Source organism: Paenibacillus curdlanolyticus YK9 (assembly GCF_000179615.1).
Taxonomy (GTDB): Bacteria; Bacillota; Bacilli; order Paenibacillales; family Paenibacillaceae; genus Paenibacillus_T; species Paenibacillus_T curdlanolyticus.
This window is the reverse complement of record NZ_AEDD01000007.1, coordinates 20,361-40,816: the sequence shown is the minus strand read 5'-3', so window position 1 is coordinate 40,816 and position 20,456 is coordinate 20,361. Positions and strand designations below refer to the sequence as shown.

Sequence of the window (20,456 nt, the reverse complement as noted above, 5' to 3'; positions counted from 1 at the left end):
CTGCGCGCTGCGCGCGTGCGTGTAGGGTTAGAACGGCTCCCAGACAAGCTTGCTTGCTTTCTCGAACCGCTCATTCGCATAAGGCCAGTTTACGACGTTCCACCAATCCTTAATGTAGTCGGCACGGTTGTTTTGATGCTTGAGATAGTACGCATGCTCCCAAACATCTAACAGCAGGATCGGCACGACATCCCATTGGGACAAATTCTGATGCTTCTCGGCGGTCAAAATTTCAAGGCGGCGGCTGCGCGGGCTCCATACCAAGATGGCCCAGCCGCTGCCCTCGACCTTGGCTGCCGCTTCGGAAAACTGCTTCTTGAACGCCTCAAAGCTGCCAAAATCATGCTTGATTTGCGCGCCGAGAGGACCGATCGCGGGACCTCCTGCATGCGGGGCCATAACGTTCCAGAACAGCGTATGCAAATAGTGGCCGGCGCCATTGAACGCAAGCTCGCGCTCCCAGTGCTTGACGAGGTCAAAGTTGCCGGAGCGGCGTGCCTCCTCAAGCTCGCGCTCGGCTTTGTTTAAGCCGTCGACGTAGCTTTGATGATGCTTGTCATGGTGGATGCGCATCGTTTTCTCATCGATATAAGGCTCAAGCGCGTTGTACGGATACGGCAGCGGAGGAAGCCTGTGACCGCCGATTGGCACTTGGGCGACTGGCGCCCGGTCCGCATCTGCATCGGAACCGCCCTGAGGGTCATCCCCAGCATTAGCGATGTCTTGCGTGCCCGCATGGCTGCTCCTGTCGGCGTTTCTCAGCGCTTCTGCAGATTGCGCGAGCGCCTGTTCAGGCGAATACGAGTAGCGGTACGTTTCCTGTAAGCCTAAGAAGCCGTTGGATTCTCGCACGGCATGCAGGATGAAAGACCTTGCGGCAGGCGCGGAGGCGAGCGAAGCGCTTCGCTCCATCAGGTGGAGCAGATGCTCGACGAGCTTCTGCGATTGATAGGCAGAAGCCTGCAGCAGCAGATCGGCTTGTGCCTGCGTCATGGCGGAGCTAGAGCCGTCGCCGGCGTTATCGCTGCGCGTCAGCGCTTCGTTGAGGCAGCGGTCAGCGACGCGTTCCGCTGCGCGCAGCGGCTGCTCCCATTCGTTCAGCAGCCACTTGAATTCGGGCTCCAGCGTGGGCGTGAAGCGGCGGATCATCGCTGCATGCTCGATTTCTTGCCTTTTCCAATCGCGAATTTCCTCTAGCAGGCGAATCGGCGTTTGGGGACCATATACAAAAAGCACGACATCAGCCTCCTCGTTCAATGAACATCTCTTAAGATGTATTCGCTAGAACGTGGCGCTATGTCGTGCTTATGGCACTAAAGGACAATCGAGCTCGTTTCATCGACATGCTGCTGATGCACTTGGCCTAGGAATAAAGCCGCGCGTTGAATATATTCCTTCGCATGGACTTGGAACAGCAGTTCATGCTTGCCGCCTTCTACAATCCATTCCCGGGATAGGGGGTTCGTTTGCTTGGCAGCGATGTGCTCCGCAATTTCGTAAGGCGCTTTGGCATCATTCGTCCCGTGCATAATAAACAGCGGGATCGGATAATCCTTCGAGAGCACCTGCTTCGCTGGAATGCCGCTAAGCGATGTGCCGGTGAAAGCCGGAAGCATAAGCTCGATGAGCGGCAGCGACGGATATTTGGGCAGCGGCAGGATTTGTTTTACGTTATGGAACAGCGTGTCCGGACTTGGAAGGAACAGGCTGTCGAGAATCATCGCATCGATTTTATCGGTTTGCAGCCCTGCTTGAAGCGCTGTGCCGGCGCCCATCGAGAAGCCCCAGACGACGATCTCGTCGGCACCGCGGGATTTAACATAATCGACAGCAGCGAGAAGCTGTTGGGATTCCTCATAACCGCCTGTTGCCGGCGCTTTGTAGTCCGTGGACGCATAGCCGTAGTCGAACATGAACACATTGTAGTTCAAACGATGCAGCAGGGTTGCCAAGTCATACATGGGCACCCATGTTTCCTCGCGGTTGGCGCCATAGCCGTGGCTGAAAATAACGGTGCGCTTCGACTCGATGGCCGGCGTTTCCGCAGCAGCCGTTTGCGCAACGGCGCCGAAGGAGTCGCCGTCATCTTTGCCGGATGGAATGAACCAACCGCCGACGGTTGTACGGTTGCTATGGCTTGGGAAGCTTACATTTTCATAAGAGAGGCCGACAGCCTCCTTAGGATTCGAATAGAGAGGGGCGACGTAGGGATGAGCCAGCATCCAGGCGATATAGCCGTGGAATGCGACGACCGCTAGCACGCATAACGCGACGATGGAAGTCAGCGAAGCGAACAGCGCGTGTCTGCGGCGCCCTTGTCTCGTACGCGATTGGTGCTGAGGAACGGGACGGACGGCGGGAACCAACGGATTCGGGACAGACAATGGTGTCGTAATAATGGTGCTGCTCATCCGGAACATCCCCTCTCAATGGAAGCGCTTTAGTAAATTGGTACTACCATCGTATGACCCTCGTACGAGAGTGTCAATCGATGTCGACGACTTGTTAACGCTTTGTAATATAGCTGTAAAATAGGGCCATCTTCTTTACGCTAGCCGTAATCTTAGTTATACTAAGTGCAATGAGGTTTCATTGTACGAAACTACAGTCTTCAGCCAATCGGTGGAAAAGGGAGTGTGTGCGAGGTGGCAGAGGAGGGCAAATCGACCGTTCGCGCGGTGGAGCGCGCGCTTGATATTTTGCAGTGTTTTACAGCGGGAACGGACTTCGGAATGACGGAAATCGCCGATCGCGTCGGCTTACACAAAAGCACGGTTCACCGCATGCTGTCGACGCTGGAGGATCGCGGCTTCGTAGAGCGGGATCCCGCGACGGAGCGATATCGGCTTGGTTTCCGGGTATGGGAGCTATCCGCGCATTTAACCTCATCGGATGATCCGGCCGTCATCTGGCTTCCGGAGATGGAGCGGCTGCGTAATGTGCTGGGCGAGACGGTGAGCCTATATGTACGCGACGGTGGGGAACGGATTCGGATTCAAGCGGTGCAGAGCAATCAGGCCGTTCGACGGGTAGCAACCGTAGGGGCAAGGCTGCCGTTGTATGTCGGCGCATCGAGCAAGGTGCTCATTGCCTTCGCGGACGAAGCGACGCAAGCGGAAATATGGGGAGAGCTGGAGTCGATTCAGCCAACTGTCGTTAACAAGCATATGTTCGAATGCCAAATGAATGAGATTCGCCATCATGGCTACGCCACGAGCATGGAGGAACGGGAGCCGGGCGCGGCGGCGGTATCCGCACCGATTTTTGACCGCCATGGACGGCTTGTCGCCGCCTTGTCGATATCGGGACCGTCCAGCCGTCTTACGCTGGACCGGATGAAGGAAATCGCGCCGACCGTCATCGAGGCTGCCGCCCGTATGGGAACGATGGCGCGATAATATAAGGAAAACGTCTCGCTCTCGACCATCCGGTCGGTGGGACGTTTTTTTGTTAGGAATCCGTCTGCTGGAGTGGAGTGTCGGCAGCAGGTGTTTTCCGCTCTAACGGACAGTAGCGCCGTTATAGGGTGCAAAACCTCGGTATGTGGCGTGTAACGGACCCCAGTGACGCTATTTCATGTTTTTGCTGGGTTTGGAAGGTGTTTATCGGGAAATAAGGTCTCCTGTGTCCGTTAGAATTTTAAAAGGCCTCTTTTCGGCCAAATAGCGGCTCTGGTGTCCGTTAGAATATGCGACGAGAGAAGGGGTTGCACTGCACTAGTAAATACGGAGGGCTGTTACTTTGTTATGTCCATGTGGTAACCAGCCGGCAACCGCATGGCGAAATAGTGATTGTCGCGCCTGTGGGGGCGAAACTTGAAGCAAGTGCTGGAACTGAAAGCATGCTGTCTTAGATTCAGAGCAGCGCTGACATTTCGGACTGAAGCGTTCCGGAGATCGGCATCATCGGAAGACGGAGCGTATCGGAGGAGAGAATGCCCCGCTGGGCTAGCAGCCATTTTAGAGGTGCGGGATTGGATTCTTTGAATAACGAATGAATGAGCGGCAGCAGCCGGTCAAATGCGGCCTGCGCCTGATGGAGCTGCCCTTCGGCGGCAAGGCGGTAAACCTGCACGAAGGCATCCGTATCGACATTTGCTGAGGCCAGCATGCCGCCGCTTGCTCCTTCGCATAGCATCGCGTGGAAGTATTGGTCCTCTCCGCACATAATCGGCTTGCAATCCTTGTTTGTGGTTAAGTCGGAGACGAGCTCGATGCCGCCGGAGCAGTCTTTGAGGCCGATTACGCCGTCAATATCCAGAAGGGTGCGCATCGTGTGGGCGTCGATCCGCACGCCAGTTCGAGCTGGAATCTCATAGACGATGACGGGAACGCCGACCTGCGCGACCGCTCGGTAATGCGCGATGATGCCCTCCAGCGAAGGACGGCTGTAGTACGGGACAACGACGAGAACCGCATCGGCGCCGAGTTCGCCTGCCTGCGCCGTCCTTCTGACGGATGAGGCTGTATCGTTCGTTCCTGTCCCGATGACAACTGGGATTTTCCTTTGATGCTGGTTCATGCACAGCAAGGTCGCTTGCATAAGACGTGAAACCTCTTCCCAAGCAACCGTGGGCGATTCGCCAGTCGTACCATTTAAGACGAGACCTTGAATATCATGGCGCAGCAATCCGCCCAGATGTTGGTGATAGGATGTAATATCGAGCTCTCCGCCCGGCATAAAAGGGGTGACAACAGGGACATAGATTCCGCGCAGTTCATGTTCTTTTAGCATCGTAACGCCTCCTGGCAATTTGGAATGGCTTTACTTTAGCATGGAATAATGCATCGGTGTTATCTATAATATTCGATGATGAATATCAATAATTTTGATGAGGTGATAGGATGGACCTTACCTATTTCCAAACCTTTCGCGAAGTCGCCGTCCGTCAAAGCATTACGCGAGCAGCGGAGGCGCTCGGCTATGCGCAGTCTAGCGTGACGACACAGATTCAGAAGCTGGAGAAGGCGTATGACGTTCAGCTGTTTGAACGATATGGGAAAGGGCTGCGCCTGACGTCAGCCGGAGAGGAGCTGCTGAGAATTGCGGTTCAGATGCTCGATTTGTATCAGGAATCGCAAGAGAAATTGGCTAAGCAGGGCGGGGGGACGCTTGCGATCGGAACGATTGACTCCTTGGCCTCGTACTATCTCCCGCCCTTCATCCAGCGTATTCGAGAGGCTCAGCCCGAGTTATCCATTCGGCTGCAACCAGACCATGAACCGACGATTCTAAACAAGGTGCGTGAAGGCGAGATCGATATGGGCTTGCTGCTGGATATTAAGCCGGCGGATACGTCGTTGGCGTGGATCACGATTCGTCAGGAGCCGCTTGTTATCGTCGCGCGTCCCGACCACGCATTGTTGGCGGTGCGGAACATGAAGCTTGCCGATTTGGATGGAGCGGAATGGATGATGACGGAGGAGAGCTGCAACTATCGGATTATGCTCGAAAAGCTATTGCGATCGCAGGGGATTTCCTATCATATCGGGCTTGAGCTGGGCAATCCGGAAGCGATCAAACGATGCGTCAAAGCCGGTTCAGGCATTGCGATATTGCCTTATATGGCGGTTCAAGAGGAAATTAGGCGAGGCGAACTGGCAGAGCTGCCGCTGCATCAGCCGGAACTTTGTTTGGAGCTGCTGCTGGCCATGCACCCGAAAAAGTGGAAATCGCACGCACTGAGGCAATTTATTGAGCTTTTGAAGGAGCATGAGCCGGAATAGCGCATGGCGAGCAAATGGTTCGCAAGCTGGTGACGATGGTGACAACGCCGCAAACGCTTTGCGTCCCGCAATGAGGGCGCGAAGACTAGCGCAGGCTCACTTGAAATTGGAGCAGTGGGTCTTGAGGTCGAGCAGGAGACGCTTCGCATTCCGTAAGGCCCTAGCACTGACCAGCCCACGCCCCGTCTAGCACACTGTAGCGTTCATCCGCTACTTAGCTCTAACGGACCGTAATGCCGTTATACGGCGTAAAACCTCATCGTTTGGCGTGTAACGGACCTCAGTGACGCTATTTCATGTTTTTGTTGGGTTTGGAAGGCGTTTATCGGCAAATAAGGACTTCTGAGTCCGTTACAATCGCAAAAGGCCATATCCAGACCGAATAACGGCTCTGGGGTCCGTTAGCGCATACGACTAAAGAAGTATAGGTGGCGGGAGTGAGCTACTGCCTTGTGCTGAGGACTCGTTAGTAATATCTGGATATAATGTCTTCACAAGTATTACTTCACAAACAAGTGGGGGATTTAAAGTGGAGATTAAGGAAACAGGCATCATCTTATTTTGCGAGGACTATGAATTGGTATTGAAGTTCTACGAGGAGAAACTGGGCCTACCTGTCCGACAGCGAGGAGACGAGCTAGCGATATTGGAGTTCGGCGGCAGCTATCTGATGATCGAAAATGGCGGTATTGCTTCAGCAAATGAGAAAACGAGATCACAAAATGCGGTAGTTATCCGGTTTAATGTTCATGACGTTGACTCGACAGCAGCGCAACTGGTTTCAAGAGGGGTTCCAGTGGATGTAAGGCGGTTTCATTGGGGGACGGTTGGGGTCATTATTGATCCAGAGGGCAATCGCATTGAGTTGAAGGATTGATCGGATGGCGCTTTCAGAGTGTCAATACGTTAGATCGTCGAAAATAAAAAATAGCCCCATCAACCTAACGGTCGATGGGGCTGTTTGACTTCATCACAGCATTACATGCTTGCGATCATTTGACGAAGTACCGTCTGCAGGATACCGCTGTTGCGGTAGTAGTCGACGTCCACGAGGGAGTCGAGGCGGACGATGGCTTGGAACTCGAACGTCGAGCCGTCTTCGCGCTTCGCGTTAACCGTAACCAGTTGTCCCGGTTGCACGTTATTGCTGAGGCCGACGATGTCGAACGTTTCGCGTCCCGTAATGCCGAGCGACGACCAGCTTTGACCTGGTTGGAATTGGAGCGGGAGAACGCCCATGCCAACGAGGTTGGAGCGGTGAATACGCTCGAAGCTTTCAGCGATAACCGCTTTAACGCCGAGCAGGAACGTACCTTTAGCTGCCCAGTCGCGCGAGCTGCCTGTACCGTACTCTTTGCCTGCGATTACGACGAGGTTTTTGCCTTCAGCTTGGTATTTCATCGAAGCGTCGTAGATCGACATGACTTCGTCTGTAGGCAGGTATTTCGTTACGCCGCCTTCCGTGCCTGGAGCCACTTGGTTCCGGATGCGGATGTTAGCGAACGTACCGCGCATCATCACTTCGTGATGGCCGCGGCGCGAGCCGTACGAGTTGAAGTCTTCGCGTTTTACGCCATGCTCGATCAGGTATTTGCCTGCCGGGCTGTCGGCTTTGATGTTGCCGGCTGGCGAGATATGGTCCGTCGTTACGGAGTCGCCGAGCAGGGCAAGCACGTTCGAGCCATTGATGTCAGCGATGTCGCCAACTTCAGCGCCAAGGTTGGAGAAGAACGGCGGGTTCGCGATGTACGTCGAAGCGTCATCCCACTCGTAGCTTTCGCCTTGCGGCACGTCGATTGCGTTCCAACGCTCGTTTTGCGTGAAGACGTTGGCATATTTGTCGCGGAAAATTTGCGGGCTCATCGCCGTGCTGATTGCTTCTTGGATTTCCGCTTTCGTAGGCCAGATGTCTTTCAGGTAAACCGGTTGGTTGTCATTGTCGTAACCGATTGGATCGTTAGCCAGGTCGATGTTAACCGTACCAGCCAGCGCGTATGCAACAACCAGCGGCGGCGAAGCCAGGTAGTTGGCTTTTACTTGCGCATGGACGCGGCCTTCGAAGTTACGGTTACCGGACAGTACAGCTGCTACCGTCATGTCGTTGTCAGCGATTGCTTGACCAACTTCGTCTGGAAGCGGACCGGAGTTACCGATACAAGTAGCGCAGCCATAACCTGCAACGTGGAAGCCGATTGCTTCGAGCGGCTCGATCAGGCCAGCGTTTTTGAGATATTCCGTAACGACGAGGGAACCTGGCGTCAGGGACGATTTGACGTAACCTGGCTTCGTCAGGCCGCGAGCGACTGCTTTCTTCGCCACGATACCTGCGCCGACCATTACGCTCGGGTTGGACGTATTCGTGCAAGACGTGATTGCTGCGATAACGACAGCGCCAGTGCCCATTACGCTAGCGTCGCCGCTTGGGTGCTTCACGTCTACTTTTTGCTCGATCTTCTCTTCGGACAGGCCGTAGCCGCCTTTGTCGATCGGCGTGCGGATGATGCTGTTGAACGCTTCTTTCATCGCTGTCAGCTCTACGCGGTCTTGCGGACGCTTAGGACCTGCGAGCGATGGAACAACCGTCGACATGTCGAGCTCGATCACGTCGGAGAATACTGGATCAGCCAGATCGTCCGTACGGAACATGCCTTGTTCTTTGTAGTAAGCTTCAACGAGAGCGATTTGCTCTTCTTCGCGGCCAGTCGAACGGAGGAACGCGAGCGCCTCGTCGTCGACAGGGAAGAAGCCGATTGTTGCGCCGTACTCAGGAGCCATGTTGGCAACCGTTGCACGGTCAGCAAGGCTGATGTTGGAAAGGCCAGGACCGTAGAACTCGACGAATTTGCCGACTACGCCTTTTTTACGAAGCATTTGCGTTACTGTCAGCGCGAGGTCAGTTGCCGTCGAGCCTTCTGGCAGGCTGCCCGTCAGCTTGAAGCCGATAACTTCTGGCATGACGAAGTACAGCGGTTGTCCGAGCATGCCGGCTTCCGCCTCGATGCCGCCAACGCCCCAGCCGACTACGCCAAGACCGTTGATCATCGTTGTATGGGAGTCCGTGCCTACGAGCGAGTCCGGATATACGACCGTTTCGCCGTCTACCGTTTTCGTTGCTGCTACGGATGCGAGATATTCAAGGTTAACTTGGTGAACGATACCCGTTGCTGGTGGAACCGCGCGGAAGTTATCGAACGCCGTTTGTGCCCAGCGAAGGAATTTGTAACGTTCAGCATTACGCTCGAACTCGATTTTCATGTTCGTTTCGAGAGCGTCCGGCGTACCGAAAGCGTCGACCATGACCGAGTGGTCAATTACGAGGTCAACGGGCACGAGCGGGTTGATCCGTTTTGGATCGCCGCCTGCTTTTTTCACCGTGTCGCGCATTGCTGCCAAGTCAACGACAACCGGAACGCCAGTGAAGTCTTGCAGCACGATACGAGCAGGGATGAACGGAATTTCTTTCTCCGAACGTCCGTCAGCCCAAGTTGCGAGCTGTTTAACGTGATCAGCCGTGATGCCGCGTCCGTCGAATTGGCGAACCGCCGCCTCGAGCAGCACTTTGATGGAGAAAGGAAGTTTGGAAATGTTGCCGAGTCCTTGTTTCTCAAGGGCTGGCAGGTTGTAGTAAGCGTACGATTTGCCGCCGGATTCCAGCGTCGAGCGGACGCCGTATTGGTCTTGCTTTGCCATAAACAAAAACGCCTCCTTAATGGGTTCAAGAAAACAATGCAATAAATGCTCATGTTTCACTCTATGAAACACGATTTCAAAAAAGGCTTATGTGTTCATTATATCGTTTTTATAGGGTTCACGTAAAGCCCGTAAACGATCATTTCGACTTGCAATTTACATGAATGCGCGCATTCGCTCATATGATGAAGCGTATCGTTCTGGCGATCGGACTGCCGATCGTTTTGTCGCTCACTCGAAGCCCATCCTCGGATGGAGCAAACGGTAGGAGTTGATCGTTATGCCGCGTTCGGCGAATCGTGGGGCTGGAAAACGCGGCGGCATCGCGCCGCGGGTACCGCAGCAGCGTCAATCGCTGCAGCTTCAACCGCAGCAGCCTGTCGCCGAAGGCTGGAAAACCGGCGTCCATGCGTACATTCATTGCTTTAATCAAGCAGAGGTCGATCAGCATTCCTCGGTGTTCGAGGGGCTGGTTGCCGATCGGGACCATCTGCTGCGCCTCGATTCCCGATTAGAGCGGCTTCGCGAGCGGGAGCTGCTTCGAGGCGTCCTGTCGTCGCGAAGCGAGACGAAGGCCGAGATCGTGCGAGTGAACGAATCCGTTTCCGAGACGACGGTATTATTGAAGCTGCGCATAAAACGCATTATGGAGCAGAAGAGCCGTTCCTATACGGAGGAACGATTCGAGCATGAGCGAATTTGGCTCGCCCGGGAAGGCGGGAGCTGGGCAATCACTCGGATTGAGCCGGTCGTATCCGAGCGGAGGCCGCGTTTTGGCACCAGCGAGCTCAGCCTGCTGTCAGAGGAAGGCAGCGATCTATCCGATGGATCCCAGCGGAAAGCTCGTCCGCCTTCAGCGCCGTTCTTAAATTATGATATTTTGCCCGAAATCAAACATCGCGCCAAACAAATATATCGAAGGGACCTTGTGGCAGCGTACGCGGACCGATGGTGGAATGAACCGAATCCGGCTTATGAGAATTTCGAGGTAAATTGCACGAATTACGTGTCCCAGTGCATCTTTGCAGGCCATGCCCCAATGAACTATACTGGTAAAAGGGAAAGCGGCTGGTGGTATCAAGGTCGGTCCGGCGGGCGCGAAATGTGGAGCTACAGCTGGGCGGTTGCCAACGCGCTGCAGTCCAATTTGGCATCGGGCCGCAACAGCGGCATGCGAGCCACGGTTGTTGAATCGGCGGATCAGCTGCAGCTGGGCGATGTTATTTTGTATGACTGGAACGGCGATTACCGCTTTCAGCATAGTACAGTGGTTACGGCGTTCGATGCGGACGGCATGCCGCTCGTGAATGCGAATACGGTAGCGAGCCGTCACCGCTATTGGGATTATAAAGACTCCTACGCCTGGACGGAACGAACGAGATATCGTTTGTATCATATAGCCGATCAATTTTGACATGTTCATAGCCACCAATTATAAACGTTCGGAGGATTAATCAAAATGGGCGAGAAGGTTCGCGTAGGTCTTATTTACGGGGGAAAATCAGGGGAACACGAGGTTTCGCTGCGCACAGCGCTTGCGGTCATGGGCGAATTTGACTTTAGCCGGTATGAAGTGAAGCCTTTCTATATTACGACGGACGGCCAATGGCGCACGGCGGATGTGCTGCTCGCGCCTCCAGCGGACGTGGCTGCGCTTCGTCTGGGCGGCGCTGAGCAAGCGGACGCGGCTGCGATCGGCTCGGGCGGGGCGCTCGCTCCTGTCTTCCAAGGGCTGCAAGCTGGATCGGCAAGCCATGGGGGGAATGGCGCAGTTGATGTCATTTTCCCATTGCTGCATGGCACATTCGGCGAGGACGGCACGATTCAAGGTCTGCTTGAGATGGCGAACATTCCTTATGTAGGTGCAGGCGTGCTTGCTTCGGCTGTCGGCATGGATAAGGTGATGATGAAGAAGGTATTCGCGCACGAAGGGCTGCCGCAGTGCATGTTCCGTTATTTCAACCGGACGCAGTGGGACAAAGAAACGGATTACTATGTGACAGAGATCGAAGTGTCGCTCGGATACCCGTGCTTCATTAAACCGGCCAACCTTGGCTCCAGCGTCGGGATCTCCAAAGCGAAAAATCGCGAGGAGCTGATCGAAGCGATCAATTACGCATTCCGTTACGACCGCAAAGTCATCGTCGAGGAGTTCGTCGATGCGCGCGAGATCGAGGTGAGCGTGCTGGGCAATGATGAGCCGAAGGCATCTGTGCCTGGTGAGATTCGGCCATCGAATGATTTTTACGATTATAAAGCAAAGTATATTGATGGGACCTCCGTCATGGAAATCCCAGCGAACATCCCGGCGCTTACATCAGAGGCTGTTCGCGAGATGGCAATTCGCGCATACCAAGCGATTGACGGCTCCGGGCTGTCTCGCGTCGACTTCTTCATGCGCAAATCCGATGGCGAGCTGTTCATTAACGAAGTGAATACGATGCCGGGCTTTACGCCATTCAGCATGTACCCGCTCATGTGGCAAGAAACGGGGCTCCCGTATCGCGAGCTTCTGGATACGCTAATCGAGCTGGCGCTGCAGCGGCATGCCGACAAGCAACGCATTGATTACGGCGGCGGTTCCCCTCTTTAATGGGACCGCTTGCCCTTTTATACAAAGGACAAGCCTATACAATATATTCGCCAGAGGAGGCAAGGTTCAATGGGCTTTCAAACCGAATTCAATTCCGTATGCAAATTCAAGTCCGAGCAGGAGCTGTATGAGCTGCTGGAGTACGGCCGCGGCAAAATGGTGAAAAGCGGATTCCGCGTATTCCCGACAGGCCAGAAGGTCATTGCCTACTCGCCGACCAATCAAGCGATTGCGATTGTGCGCATCGTTGCATCGATTGCGGAAATCAATTTCCAAGGCGATGAAGTGACTGAGGTTGAAATGGTGCTCGTTCGGAAGTTGACGGAGGAAGAAGCGAACGTGCAGACGGCGCTTGCGCATGAAATGTTTTTCGGAGAGCATAGCGCATGATTGTCCGGTTCGGATTCGTAGCGATGAGCATGTTGTTGGAGAATGCATCGCCCTCCAAAACGATGACGTTCGCGAGCTTCTCGAAGCTTGAGGATCGGGAAGCGGGCCTGAGGAAGCTGGAACGGATAGCAGAGGAAAACCTGACCAATACGCTGCGGATGCTGAAGCATTGCCGCGGCAACGGCATTCAGGTGTATCGGTTTTCTTCCAAGCTCATTCCACTGGCGACGCATGATGCGTTGGCGGATTGGAACCCGTTTCCTGCGCTCGCGGATAAGTTTGCCGAAATCGGGGCTTTCGTACGGGACAACAACATGCGCGTATCGTTTCATCCGGACCACTTTTGCGTGTTCAGCACGCCACGGCCGGAGGTGCTGGCCAAGTCTCGCGAGGATGTGGACTATCATGTTCGGATGCTAGAGGCAATGGGGCTGAACGAAGCGTTCAAAAATAATATTCACGTAGGCGGCGCTTACGGCAACAAGGAAGTGTCGGGCGCTAGATTCATTCAACAGTTCGGTGAGACGGATGCGCGTTACCGAAACCGGATTTCGCTCGAGAATGATGACAAGACCTTTAACGTCCGAGAGACGCTGGGCATCGCCGAGGCGGTTGGCGTGCCGATGGTGCTTGATATTCATCATCATGCGGTGAATGACGGCGGAGAGAGCGATCGCTCACTGCACGGCGACTTGTGGCCGCGGATCGTACGCACTTGGGAGCAGGAGAACATGCGATTGGCTGAAGCAGGCGCGAATCAGGGACATGCCATTACGGATGGCGACGCTGCTGGGACAGATGATGCATGCATCATGCTGGATGCCGCATTCGGTACGGAGCCTGCTAATGGCTCATCGTTATGGCTTCCGCCCAAAATTCACGCCTCGAGTCCCAAGAGCCCGACAGATCCGCGAAGTCACGCTGATTATGTGGAAACGGGCCCGCTGCTCCACTTTCTGCGGTCAATCGCCGGATCTGTCGCTGCTGTCGACTGTATGCTGGAGGCGAAGCGAAAGGACGACGCGCTGCTGCGGCTGATGGATGAGCTGCGCGAGCTGGAGGCGCGAGGAGAGGGCTTCCGCGTGATCAGCGAATCGGCGATCGAGCTGTAAGAGGGGCCGCCATCGGGGATTATGGCGGCTTTTGCACGTAAACAGCTTGGCTAGGCATGCGAACGAAAGAAGGGAAATATATTGCTAGAGATCGTTCTGCTGGCATTGCTTGGACTCATTTCAGCCATATTCGGGAGTATCGTTGGGCTAGGCGGCGGCATTATTATCGTCCCGGCGCTGACGCTGCTCGGACCGCAATTGGTTGGTTCTGAGATCGACCATGCGACAGCTGTTGGAACTTCATTGGCCGTGCTGATCGTAACCGCGCTAGCGTCGACGATGGCTTATTCCAAGAAGAAGCGCGTAGACTGGCGCAGCGGCTGGCTGTTATTTATGACGAGCGGGCCTGCGGCAATGATCGGTTCCGCGCTGACAGGGCATATGAGCAACGGCCCTTTCCAATTATCATTTGGCATTTTTATGCTTCTTATGGCCGGATTGCTCGTGGCGCGCGACTATATGAAGCCGATAAGCCGACAGTGGCCTGTCGTTCGTACATATACCGATGACAAGGGCGAGCAGCATCATTATGGGTACGCTGTATTGCCGGCATTGCTGGTTGGCTTTGCTGTAGGGCTTATATCGGGCTTATTCGGAATCGGCGGCGGATCGCTGTTCGTACCGGTCATGGTGCTGCTGTTCCGATTCCCGCCGCATGTGGCTACGGCAACCTCGATGTTCGTCATCTTTTTATCGTCTACGCTGGGAACGGGCGTGCATGCATGGCTAGGCGAAACGAACTGGTGGATTGTGCTGGTGCTTGCGCCAGGCGCATGGCTAGGAGGCAAGGCAGGAGCGTGGATCGCATCGCGGATGACGGGCAAGGCGCTGCTCTGGGTGCTTCGAATTACGTTGGTCCTCATGGCGGCGCAGCTCATTACGGAAGGTTTGTCTGCGACCTAAATTGCACAGCTATCAATCGCGGATTGTTGACCGATTAACGCAAAGGGGCGAAACTTTGCAGGGTGCGAGGCGTATTGTAGTAAGCAACCCGAACAATAGGAAGGTAGCGTGATCGAAAGTGAGTGAACAGCGAGACGTTCCCGCAATCGGGGGCAAAAGCTTCACGGCTGTCGCGATTAACAGCGCAGCGAAGGCAGGAGAATGGATTAAGACGAAGCTCGGTAAGCACACGACGCTTAATCTGAAATATTCGGCGCAGGACCTTGTGACCGAGGTAGACAAGGGCGCTGAGACGATGATTCGCAATCTGATTATGACCCATTTCCCTCATCATTCATTCCTAGGAGAGGAAGGTGTCCAGCCAGGTCCGGAAGCTTCCGAGCGCGCACTGAGCAACGTGCAGGATGAAGAGTATTTGTGGATCGTTGATCCGGTGGACGGGACGACGAACTTCGTGCATGGGTTCCCGTTCTTCTCGGTATCTATAGCGCTGGCGCATAAGGGCGAAGTTATTGTAGGCATTGTATACGACCCGATGCGAGACGAGCTGTTCGTCGCGGAGAAGGGGAAAGGCGCTTATGTGCATGGCCAACGGATGTCGGTATCCGAAGAGGCTGATCTGCGCGAAAGCTTGGTTGCAACAGGGTTCCCGGCGGACCCGCTTATGCTGCAACCAAACCTGCAGCAATTGCAGGCGATTGCGCCGCAAGTAAGAAATATTCGCTCCGGCGGTTCAGCCGCGTTACATATGGCTTATGTGGCGGCAGGACGACTGAGCGGCTTCTGGGAGCAGGGGCTGAACGCGTGGGATCTGGCGGCAGGTTATCTGCTTATTAAGGAATCCGGCGGTCGAGTTAGCGATATGGCAGGCGAACCGTACCATCTGGGCGTACGGCATGTGGCAGCGACGAATGGACGGATTCATGATAGCTTCGTTGATGAATTGAAAAAGGCAGGGGCGGCTTCCCGAACGGAGGGCTAGCCAGCCGATTGCTCGAAAATAAGCCGCTCGGCGCATGCCGGGGGCTTATTTTGATAGATGTAGGAGACGAGAGGAGTGCGAAACGATGTTAATGCCTATTTTACAGGTGGATTCGGAACAAATTCCGGAATATGCGATCGTATGCGGCGACCCTAGACGGGCAGCGGCCATCGCCGAGAAGCTGGAGGGCGCGGAAGAGCTGGCGTTTGCCCGGGAGTATCGGACGTTTGTCGGCGAATACCAAGGGGTGAAGCTTGCTGTCGTGAGCCATGGCGTCGGCTGCCCAGGCGCGGCGGTTTGCTTTGAGGAGCTGATTCGCGCGGGCGTAAAGACGCTTATCCGCGTTGGGACGGCAGGCTCGTACTCAGCGGACTATCCGGCAGGCAGCTTGATCGTTAGCACGGCGGCGATTCGGACGGACGGCTTGACGCGGCAGCTCGTACCCGACGGCTTCCCGGCGGTTGCCGACAGCGATGTGGTGAACGCGATATACGCTGCTGCCCTGGAGACGGAAGGCGCAGGCGTCGTTGGCAAGGGCATGACCGTGACGCTGGACGTGTTTTTCAATGGCGTAGAGGAATTCCCTCATAAGAAACTGAAAGCGGCGGGCGCTCTTGCTGTCGAGATGGAGATATCGGCCTTGTACGTCATCGCTTCGCTCCGGGGCGCGCGTGCAGGCGCGATTGTCGCGCTCGACGGTTATGCCGACGCGGACCTCGCCGCCGAGTACGACCCGCACACGAACGCTGTAGCGGAAGCAGTAGAGCGGGAGATTGCTGCGGCGCTTGGCGCGATCGTCAAGCTGGCTAATAACGCTTAATAATGTTTAGCAGTTGCTTAAACCTCCTCGCGCATAGCGCGAACGAATAACGGGACGAGTTTAGGGTCCCACTGCAAGCCTTGTCCTTCTTCAAGAATGGACAAGGCTTTTTCGCGATTCATCCCTTTGCGGTACGGACGGTCTGACGTCATGGCATCATAAGCGTCTGCAATGGCAATAATGCGTCCTAGCAGCGGAATGTCCTCGCCAGCGAGCCCATCAGGATAGCCGCCACCGTTATACTGCTCATGATGCGATCGGACGCCGGGCAGAATGTCGGCGACGGCCTCTGCCGGATCGATTTGCTTCAAAATGTTGACGCCAAGCACCGGATGCTGCTTAATTGCAGTAAACTCTTCATCGGTAAGCCGGCCCTCCTTCAGCAGTACGGTGTCGCGTATGCCGATTTTGCCGATATCATGAAGCAGTGCGGAACGCCGAATCACATCGAGCTCCTTTTCGGATAATGAAAAGAGACGGCCGATGCGGACGGAAAAGTCGGCAACGCGCAAGGAATGGCCGGCAGTATAAGGATCTCGGGCGTCGAGTGCGGCTGCGAGCGTGGTGAAATAGCTTTGAATGAGCTGCTTGTTCATGCGTTCCCGAATCTGAAGACCTTCGAGCATATGATTGAACCCGGATACAAGTCTTGAAAATTCGTCCGCATACAGATCGGGCGCTTGCGTGCTGAAGTCGCCGTCGCGGACGTTTTGCTGGGCTTGGAACAATCCTTGAATGGGATGGACGATGTCACGAGCCAGCAGCCAAGCGCCGAGCGATGAGAAGAGAATGCACATGACGACGACGACGGCAGCCCACCGCGAATAATCGGCCGCTGCTTGTTCGGCATGTGCGCCCAACCTGATTTGCGTAGCCATGCTGAATATGAGGATCGGGAAGGTGCCAAGGAGGAAGGCGCTCCATTGAAACTTGCGTTGGATGGGCACGAGCACCTTTCCGTTAAGCATCAAATCCGTTGCAAATCGTGAAGCGTATGTTTGCTGAATATGCATTAATAATGGCCGAATCGCCTGATTCGTTAAGAAGAATTCGATCATCGCATGCAAGCTTGCAATGAGCACCGCGCCCATGCAGGCCAACCCTACGTAATAGTACGGTACAGACAAAGCGCCGGCGTGGATCATAAGTAGCGATACCGTAATGCTCGGTATGGATAGTCCGAGCAGATGCGGTCCCAATATGCGCCGAACAGCGAGTAAGGGAAACTTATGGACGCGATAATAAGCCGCTTTCATCATCTCGGGTGTAGGGAACGCTTCTTGAAACAACGAACGAATCGGTGCAATGTGCCGCCGGAATAAGAGGAGCTCCGCGGCAGCCATGATGATGAGGCTCCCAATCAAGATGGAAGCTAGTCGAAGCAGCTCCTTGACAGGCACGTCCAGCGTTGTGAAGATAAGTATGCTTCCGACACCCAGTACAGCTGCACCCGAGCCGATTAAATAGTTGCGAATCAGTTGCTTCAAAAACATGCGGTAGACGTCCGGCTTCATAAGTTCCTCCTGGTGATTGCCTTGAAACCCCAGTATAACGTATTCTCGACCATTGGACATGGGCAAAAAATGACCGAATACCCGCTGCCTACGGCAAGCGGTATTCGGTCATCGTTTAAGAGAGCTTTAAATAAGCACGTTCCTCAGCGCGCGGTCCGCGGCTTCAATCGTTGCATCGACATCCGCGTCCGTATGCGCCGTCGTCAGGAACCATGCTTCGTATTTGGATGGCGCGATCACGACGCCTTCCTCAAGCAGTCCGCGGAAGAAGCGGGCGAATTGCTCGCCATCCGTATCCTGCGCTTCCTCGTAGTTCGTGACCGGATGGTCGCAGAAGTGCGTGGAGAACGCGCCGCGAATGCGGTTGATCGTCAGAGGCACGCCGTGCTTGACAGCGGCAGCGCCGATGCCGTCCGCGAGGCGGATAGCTAGTCGCTCCATCTCCTCGTAAACGCCAGGGGCGCCAAGCACCTCAAGGCATGCAATGCCCGCGGAGATCGATGCAGGGTTGCCGGCCATCGTTCCTGCCTGGTAGGCTGGGCCGAGCGGAGCAACCTGCTCCATGATTTCCTTGCGGCCGCCATAGGCGCCGATCGGCAGGCCGCCGCCGATGATTTTGCCCAGTGCGGTTAAGTCCGGCTCCACTGCTGCTTGGTCCGGAAACACGTGGTACGTTTGCGTGCTGCCGTAGTGGAAGCGGAAGGCGCTGATGACTTCGTCATAAATGACAAGCGCGCCAGCTTCGCGTGTCAGCTTGCACAGCTCTTCCAGATAGCCGGGCTTGGGCATGACCATGCCGAAGTTGCCGACGATCGGTTCAACCATAACGGCCGCGGTGTCGCTGCCCCAACGGTCCAACGCTTCGCGCAGCGCAGCGATATCATTGAACGGCACCGTGATCACTTCATGTGCGATGCTGGTCGGGATGCCCGCGCTGTCTGGAATGCCAAGCGTTGATGGGCCGGAGCCGGCTGCGACGAGCACAAGATCGGAATGGCCGTGGTAGCAGCCGGCGAATTTGATGATTTTGCTTTTCTTAGTGTAAGCGCGTGCGACGCGGATCGTCGACATGACGGCTTCGGTGCCGGAATTGACGAACCGGACTTTATCGAGCGATGGAATGGATGCCTTCAGCATGCGGGCCAGCTTGATCTCAAGCTCGGTCGGCGTGCCGTACAGCGTGCCGTTCGTTGCCGCCCGCACGATAGCTTCCGTTATATGAGGGTGGGCGTGTCCGGTAATGATAGGGCCGTAGGCTGCCAGATAGTCGGTGAAGCGGTTGCCGTCCACATCCCAGAAATAAGCGCCATTGGCCCGTTCCATGAATACAGGAGCGCCGCCTCCGACGGCTTTGAACGATCGCGAGGGGCTGTTGACCCCGCCGACGATATGCTGTAAGGCTTCTTCGTATAATTGTGCAGAACGCGTGCGATTCATCGTCATAGTTCATTACCCTCCGTTATAGCTGCTTCCTGAGTATTATAGCAAAAAGGTAGGCGTACGGGCTATTTTGGTATGATGCATGGTAACAAAAGCTTGGGCGATGCAAATAAAAACGCTCTTCCCGCCGGCTGGGAAGAGCGTACTGATTTGGGTTCTAGTTCGATGTATCGGATGAACTGCTGCTGCCAGAGCTGCCGTCTGTGCCGTCCGTGCTGTTCGTGGTCGAAGTGCCGTCCGTGCTTGTGTCGTCCGTACCGGTACCCGTTCCTGGCGTGTTGTCTTTAGCCAGCGAGTCTTGAACGAACTGGCGAAGCTTGCCCTCGTCGCTTATGCCAATGACGGCTGCGCCGCCCACTTTATCAGATGAGATAAGGTCCATCGGAGGCACCTGATCAGAGCCGGCCATATCGATGCTGAGTCCTAATTGTCCGAGCTTCAGCATATCCTCGACTGACAAGTTTGTCTCAATATCTTCGCTGACGCTGTTGATAATATTAGTCATCCGAAGGATGTTCCAGCCGCTTAATACTTTATGGGCTACAGCCGACAGGAATTCGCGCTGGCGTCCTGTCCGCGTAAAGTCGCTCATCTGGTCATGGCGGAAGCGTACGTATTGAAGCGCTTTGTCGCCGTCGAGATGCTGCTGACCTTTTTTGAGATGAATGTCATACTTATTCTTATCCGCATTGTCGACGTAGTTCATATCCTTTTCGACATAGAAGTCTACGCCGCCGATCGCATCGACCAGCGACTTGAAGCCTTCAAACTCGGTATACACATAATATTGAATGTCGAGGCCGAGCAGCTCGCCAATCGTCGTACGAGCAAGACGCTCGCCGCCAAGCGTAACTGCCGTATTGATGCGGCCCGAGCCATGTCCTGGGATCTCGACGTAGGTATCGCGAAGGACGGAGAATACATGTCCCTTCTTGGTTGCCGGATCGACGGACAGCACGATCATGGAGTCGGAGCGTGCAACCTGATTTTTCTCAAGACCGCGGCCGTCGCCGCCCATAAGCAATATGTTAACGCGCTCTGTGCCTTCCCACTTGGGAGGCTCTGCTGTCGTATTGTCGTCCTTGAATTGGCTGAACTTCGAGTCTTCGCCGGTCTTATGCAGATTGCCTACTGCATTGTAGACGGTGAACAGCCAGATAAAAACAGCGGCTATAATAACTAATAAGCCGAATAAAATCCACAACCACCACGGCTTCCTGCGTTTACGTTTTTGACGCGCTTCCATTGAATGTCGCTCCTTTTTGGAGTATGCTTTTCACTTGTCC

At 55.0% G+C, this 20,456-nt stretch carries 17 protein-coding genes; 10 read left to right on the top strand and 7 right to left on the bottom strand.

The features are described 5' to 3' along the window. Positions 1–27: 27 nt before the first annotated feature. Together PAECUDRAFT_RS13745 and PAECUDRAFT_RS13740 are read right to left on the bottom strand one after the other, a co-directional pair. Positions 28–1,236 carry a Fe-Mn family superoxide dismutase gene (locus tag PAECUDRAFT_RS13745; protein ID WP_006038703.1) on the bottom strand — a complete coding sequence of 403 codons (1,209 nt, stop codon included), beginning with the start codon at positions 1,234–1,236 and terminating at the stop codon, positions 28–30. Positions 1,237–1,313: 77 nt separating this feature from the next. Then, a complete protein-coding gene (locus PAECUDRAFT_RS13740) occupies positions 1,314–2,411 on the bottom strand; it encodes an alpha/beta hydrolase (RefSeq protein ID WP_006038702.1) in 1,098 nt (365 codons plus the stop codon). A 234-nt stretch (positions 2,412–2,645) separates the two neighbouring features. Here PAECUDRAFT_RS13740 and PAECUDRAFT_RS13735 point away from each other — a divergent pair, with 234 nt between their 5' ends. Beyond that, positions 2,646–3,398 (top strand): IclR family transcriptional regulator, encoded by a 753-nt coding sequence (locus PAECUDRAFT_RS13735; protein WP_006038701.1) that lies wholly within the window; start codon positions 2,646–2,648, stop codon positions 3,396–3,398. Between the two features lie 457 nt (positions 3,399–3,855). On the opposite strand, the gene dapA is transcribed toward PAECUDRAFT_RS13735, so the two are convergent. Then, positions 3,856–4,734, bottom strand: coding sequence for a 4-hydroxy-tetrahydrodipicolinate synthase (gene dapA, locus PAECUDRAFT_RS13730; RefSeq protein ID WP_006038700.1), 879 nt, complete (start codon positions 4,732–4,734; stop codon positions 3,856–3,858). Positions 4,735–4,844: 110 nt separating this feature from the next. Here dapA and PAECUDRAFT_RS13725 point away from each other — a divergent pair, with 110 nt between their 5' ends. Both PAECUDRAFT_RS13725 and PAECUDRAFT_RS13720 read left to right on the top strand, forming a co-directional pair. After that, positions 4,845–5,726, top strand: a complete 882-nt coding sequence (locus PAECUDRAFT_RS13725; RefSeq protein WP_006038699.1) for a LysR family transcriptional regulator — start codon at positions 4,845–4,847, stop codon at positions 5,724–5,726. Between the two features lie 529 nt (positions 5,727–6,255). Next, positions 6,256–6,603, top strand: coding sequence for a VOC family protein (locus tag PAECUDRAFT_RS13720; RefSeq protein WP_006038698.1), 348 nt, complete (start codon positions 6,256–6,258; stop codon positions 6,601–6,603). Between the two features lie 101 nt (positions 6,604–6,704). On the opposite strand, the gene acnA is transcribed toward PAECUDRAFT_RS13720, so the two are convergent. Then, complete coding sequence (gene acnA / locus PAECUDRAFT_RS13715; RefSeq protein WP_006038697.1) at positions 6,705–9,416, bottom strand: aconitate hydratase AcnA; 2,712 nt, start codon at positions 9,414–9,416, stop codon at positions 6,705–6,707. Between the two features lie 280 nt (positions 9,417–9,696). Between acnA and PAECUDRAFT_RS13710 the strand changes: the two genes are divergently transcribed. The 7 genes from PAECUDRAFT_RS13710 (at position 9,697) to PAECUDRAFT_RS13680 (ending at position 16,216) form a co-directional block, all read left to right on the top strand. Beyond that, positions 9,697–10,830 (top strand): amidase domain-containing protein, encoded by a 1,134-nt coding sequence (locus tag PAECUDRAFT_RS13710; protein ID WP_006038696.1) that lies wholly within the window; start codon positions 9,697–9,699, stop codon positions 10,828–10,830. 45 nt (positions 10,831–10,875) lie between these two features. Next, the gene (locus tag PAECUDRAFT_RS13705) at positions 10,876–12,009 is read left to right on the top strand and encodes a D-alanine--D-alanine ligase (RefSeq protein ID WP_006038695.1); all 1,134 of its coding nucleotides are present in this window, start codon (positions 10,876–10,878) and stop codon (positions 12,007–12,009) included. Positions 12,010–12,078: 69 nt separating this feature from the next. Further along, positions 12,079–12,399: a hypothetical protein gene (locus tag PAECUDRAFT_RS13700; protein ID WP_006038694.1), complete on the top strand. Its 321-nt coding sequence runs from the start codon at positions 12,079–12,081 to the stop codon at positions 12,397–12,399. Continuing rightward, on the top strand, positions 12,396–13,511 hold the full coding sequence (uvsE, locus tag PAECUDRAFT_RS13695) for a UV DNA damage repair endonuclease UvsE (protein ID WP_006038693.1): 1,116 nt from the start codon (positions 12,396–12,398) through the stop codon (positions 13,509–13,511). Before PAECUDRAFT_RS13700 ends, uvsE begins: the two co-directional genes overlap by 4 nt. An 81-nt stretch (positions 13,512–13,592) precedes the next feature. Beyond that, positions 13,593–14,414 (top strand): sulfite exporter TauE/SafE family protein, encoded by an 822-nt coding sequence (locus PAECUDRAFT_RS13690; protein ID WP_006038692.1) that lies wholly within the window; start codon positions 13,593–13,595, stop codon positions 14,412–14,414. Between the two features lie 118 nt (positions 14,415–14,532). Further along, the gene (locus tag PAECUDRAFT_RS13685; RefSeq protein WP_006038691.1) at positions 14,533–15,396 is read left to right on the top strand and encodes an inositol monophosphatase family protein; all 864 of its coding nucleotides are present in this window, start codon (positions 14,533–14,535) and stop codon (positions 15,394–15,396) included. Between the two features lie 85 nt (positions 15,397–15,481). Beyond that, positions 15,482–16,216 (top strand): nucleoside phosphorylase, encoded by a 735-nt coding sequence (locus PAECUDRAFT_RS13680; RefSeq protein WP_006038690.1) that lies wholly within the window; start codon positions 15,482–15,484, stop codon positions 16,214–16,216. A 17-nt stretch (positions 16,217–16,233) separates the two neighbouring features. Here the strand turns inward: PAECUDRAFT_RS13680 and PAECUDRAFT_RS13675 are convergent, their stop codons facing one another. From PAECUDRAFT_RS13675 to PAECUDRAFT_RS13665, 3 genes are all read right to left on the bottom strand, one after another. Further along, positions 16,234–17,730 carry an HD domain-containing phosphohydrolase gene (locus PAECUDRAFT_RS13675; RefSeq protein ID WP_006038689.1) on the bottom strand — a complete coding sequence of 499 codons (1,497 nt, stop codon included), beginning with the start codon at positions 17,728–17,730 and terminating at the stop codon, positions 16,234–16,236. Between the two features lie 126 nt (positions 17,731–17,856). Next, positions 17,857–19,173, bottom strand: a complete 1,317-nt coding sequence (locus tag PAECUDRAFT_RS13670; protein ID WP_006038688.1) for a glutamate-1-semialdehyde 2,1-aminomutase — start codon at positions 19,171–19,173, stop codon at positions 17,857–17,859. A gap of 154 nt (positions 19,174–19,327) precedes the next feature. Next, positions 19,328–20,416, bottom strand: coding sequence for an LCP family protein (locus tag PAECUDRAFT_RS13665; protein WP_006038687.1), 1,089 nt, complete (start codon positions 20,414–20,416; stop codon positions 19,328–19,330). Positions 20,417–20,456: the final 40 nt, after the last annotated feature.

Bases quoted from the DNA above. Each gene is read 5' to 3' on its own strand.
- uvsE (WP_006038693.1), top strand. From the start codon at position 12,396: ATGATTGTCCGGTTCGGATTCGTAGCGATGAGCATGTTGTTGGAGAAT.
- PAECUDRAFT_RS13675 (WP_006038689.1), bottom strand. From the start codon at position 17,730: ATGAAGCCGGACGTCTACCGCATGTTTTTGAAGCAACTGATTCGCAAC.
- acnA (WP_006038697.1), bottom strand. From the start codon at position 9,416: ATGGCAAAGCAAGACCAATACGGCGTCCGCTCGACGCTGGAATCCGGC.
- PAECUDRAFT_RS13665 (WP_006038687.1), bottom strand. From the start codon at position 20,416: ATGGAAGCGCGTCAAAAACGTAAACGCAGGAAGCCGTGGTGGTTGTGG.
- PAECUDRAFT_RS13700 (WP_006038694.1), top strand. From the start codon at position 12,079: ATGGGCTTTCAAACCGAATTCAATTCCGTATGCAAATTCAAGTCCGAG.
- PAECUDRAFT_RS13725 (WP_006038699.1), top strand. From the start codon at position 4,845: ATGGACCTTACCTATTTCCAAACCTTTCGCGAAGTCGCCGTCCGTCAA.
- PAECUDRAFT_RS13680 (WP_006038690.1), top strand. From the start codon at position 15,482: ATGTTAATGCCTATTTTACAGGTGGATTCGGAACAAATTCCGGAATAT.
- PAECUDRAFT_RS13670 (WP_006038688.1), bottom strand. From the start codon at position 19,173: ATGACGATGAATCGCACGCGTTCTGCACAATTATACGAAGAAGCCTTA.
- PAECUDRAFT_RS13710 (WP_006038696.1), top strand. From the start codon at position 9,697: ATGCCGCGTTCGGCGAATCGTGGGGCTGGAAAACGCGGCGGCATCGCG.
- dapA (WP_006038700.1), bottom strand. From the start codon at position 4,734: ATGCTAAAAGAACATGAACTGCGCGGAATCTATGTCCCTGTTGTCACC.
- PAECUDRAFT_RS13740 (WP_006038702.1), bottom strand. From the start codon at position 2,411: ATGAGCAGCACCATTATTACGACACCATTGTCTGTCCCGAATCCGTTG.
- PAECUDRAFT_RS13705 (WP_006038695.1), top strand. From the start codon at position 10,876: ATGGGCGAGAAGGTTCGCGTAGGTCTTATTTACGGGGGAAAATCAGGG.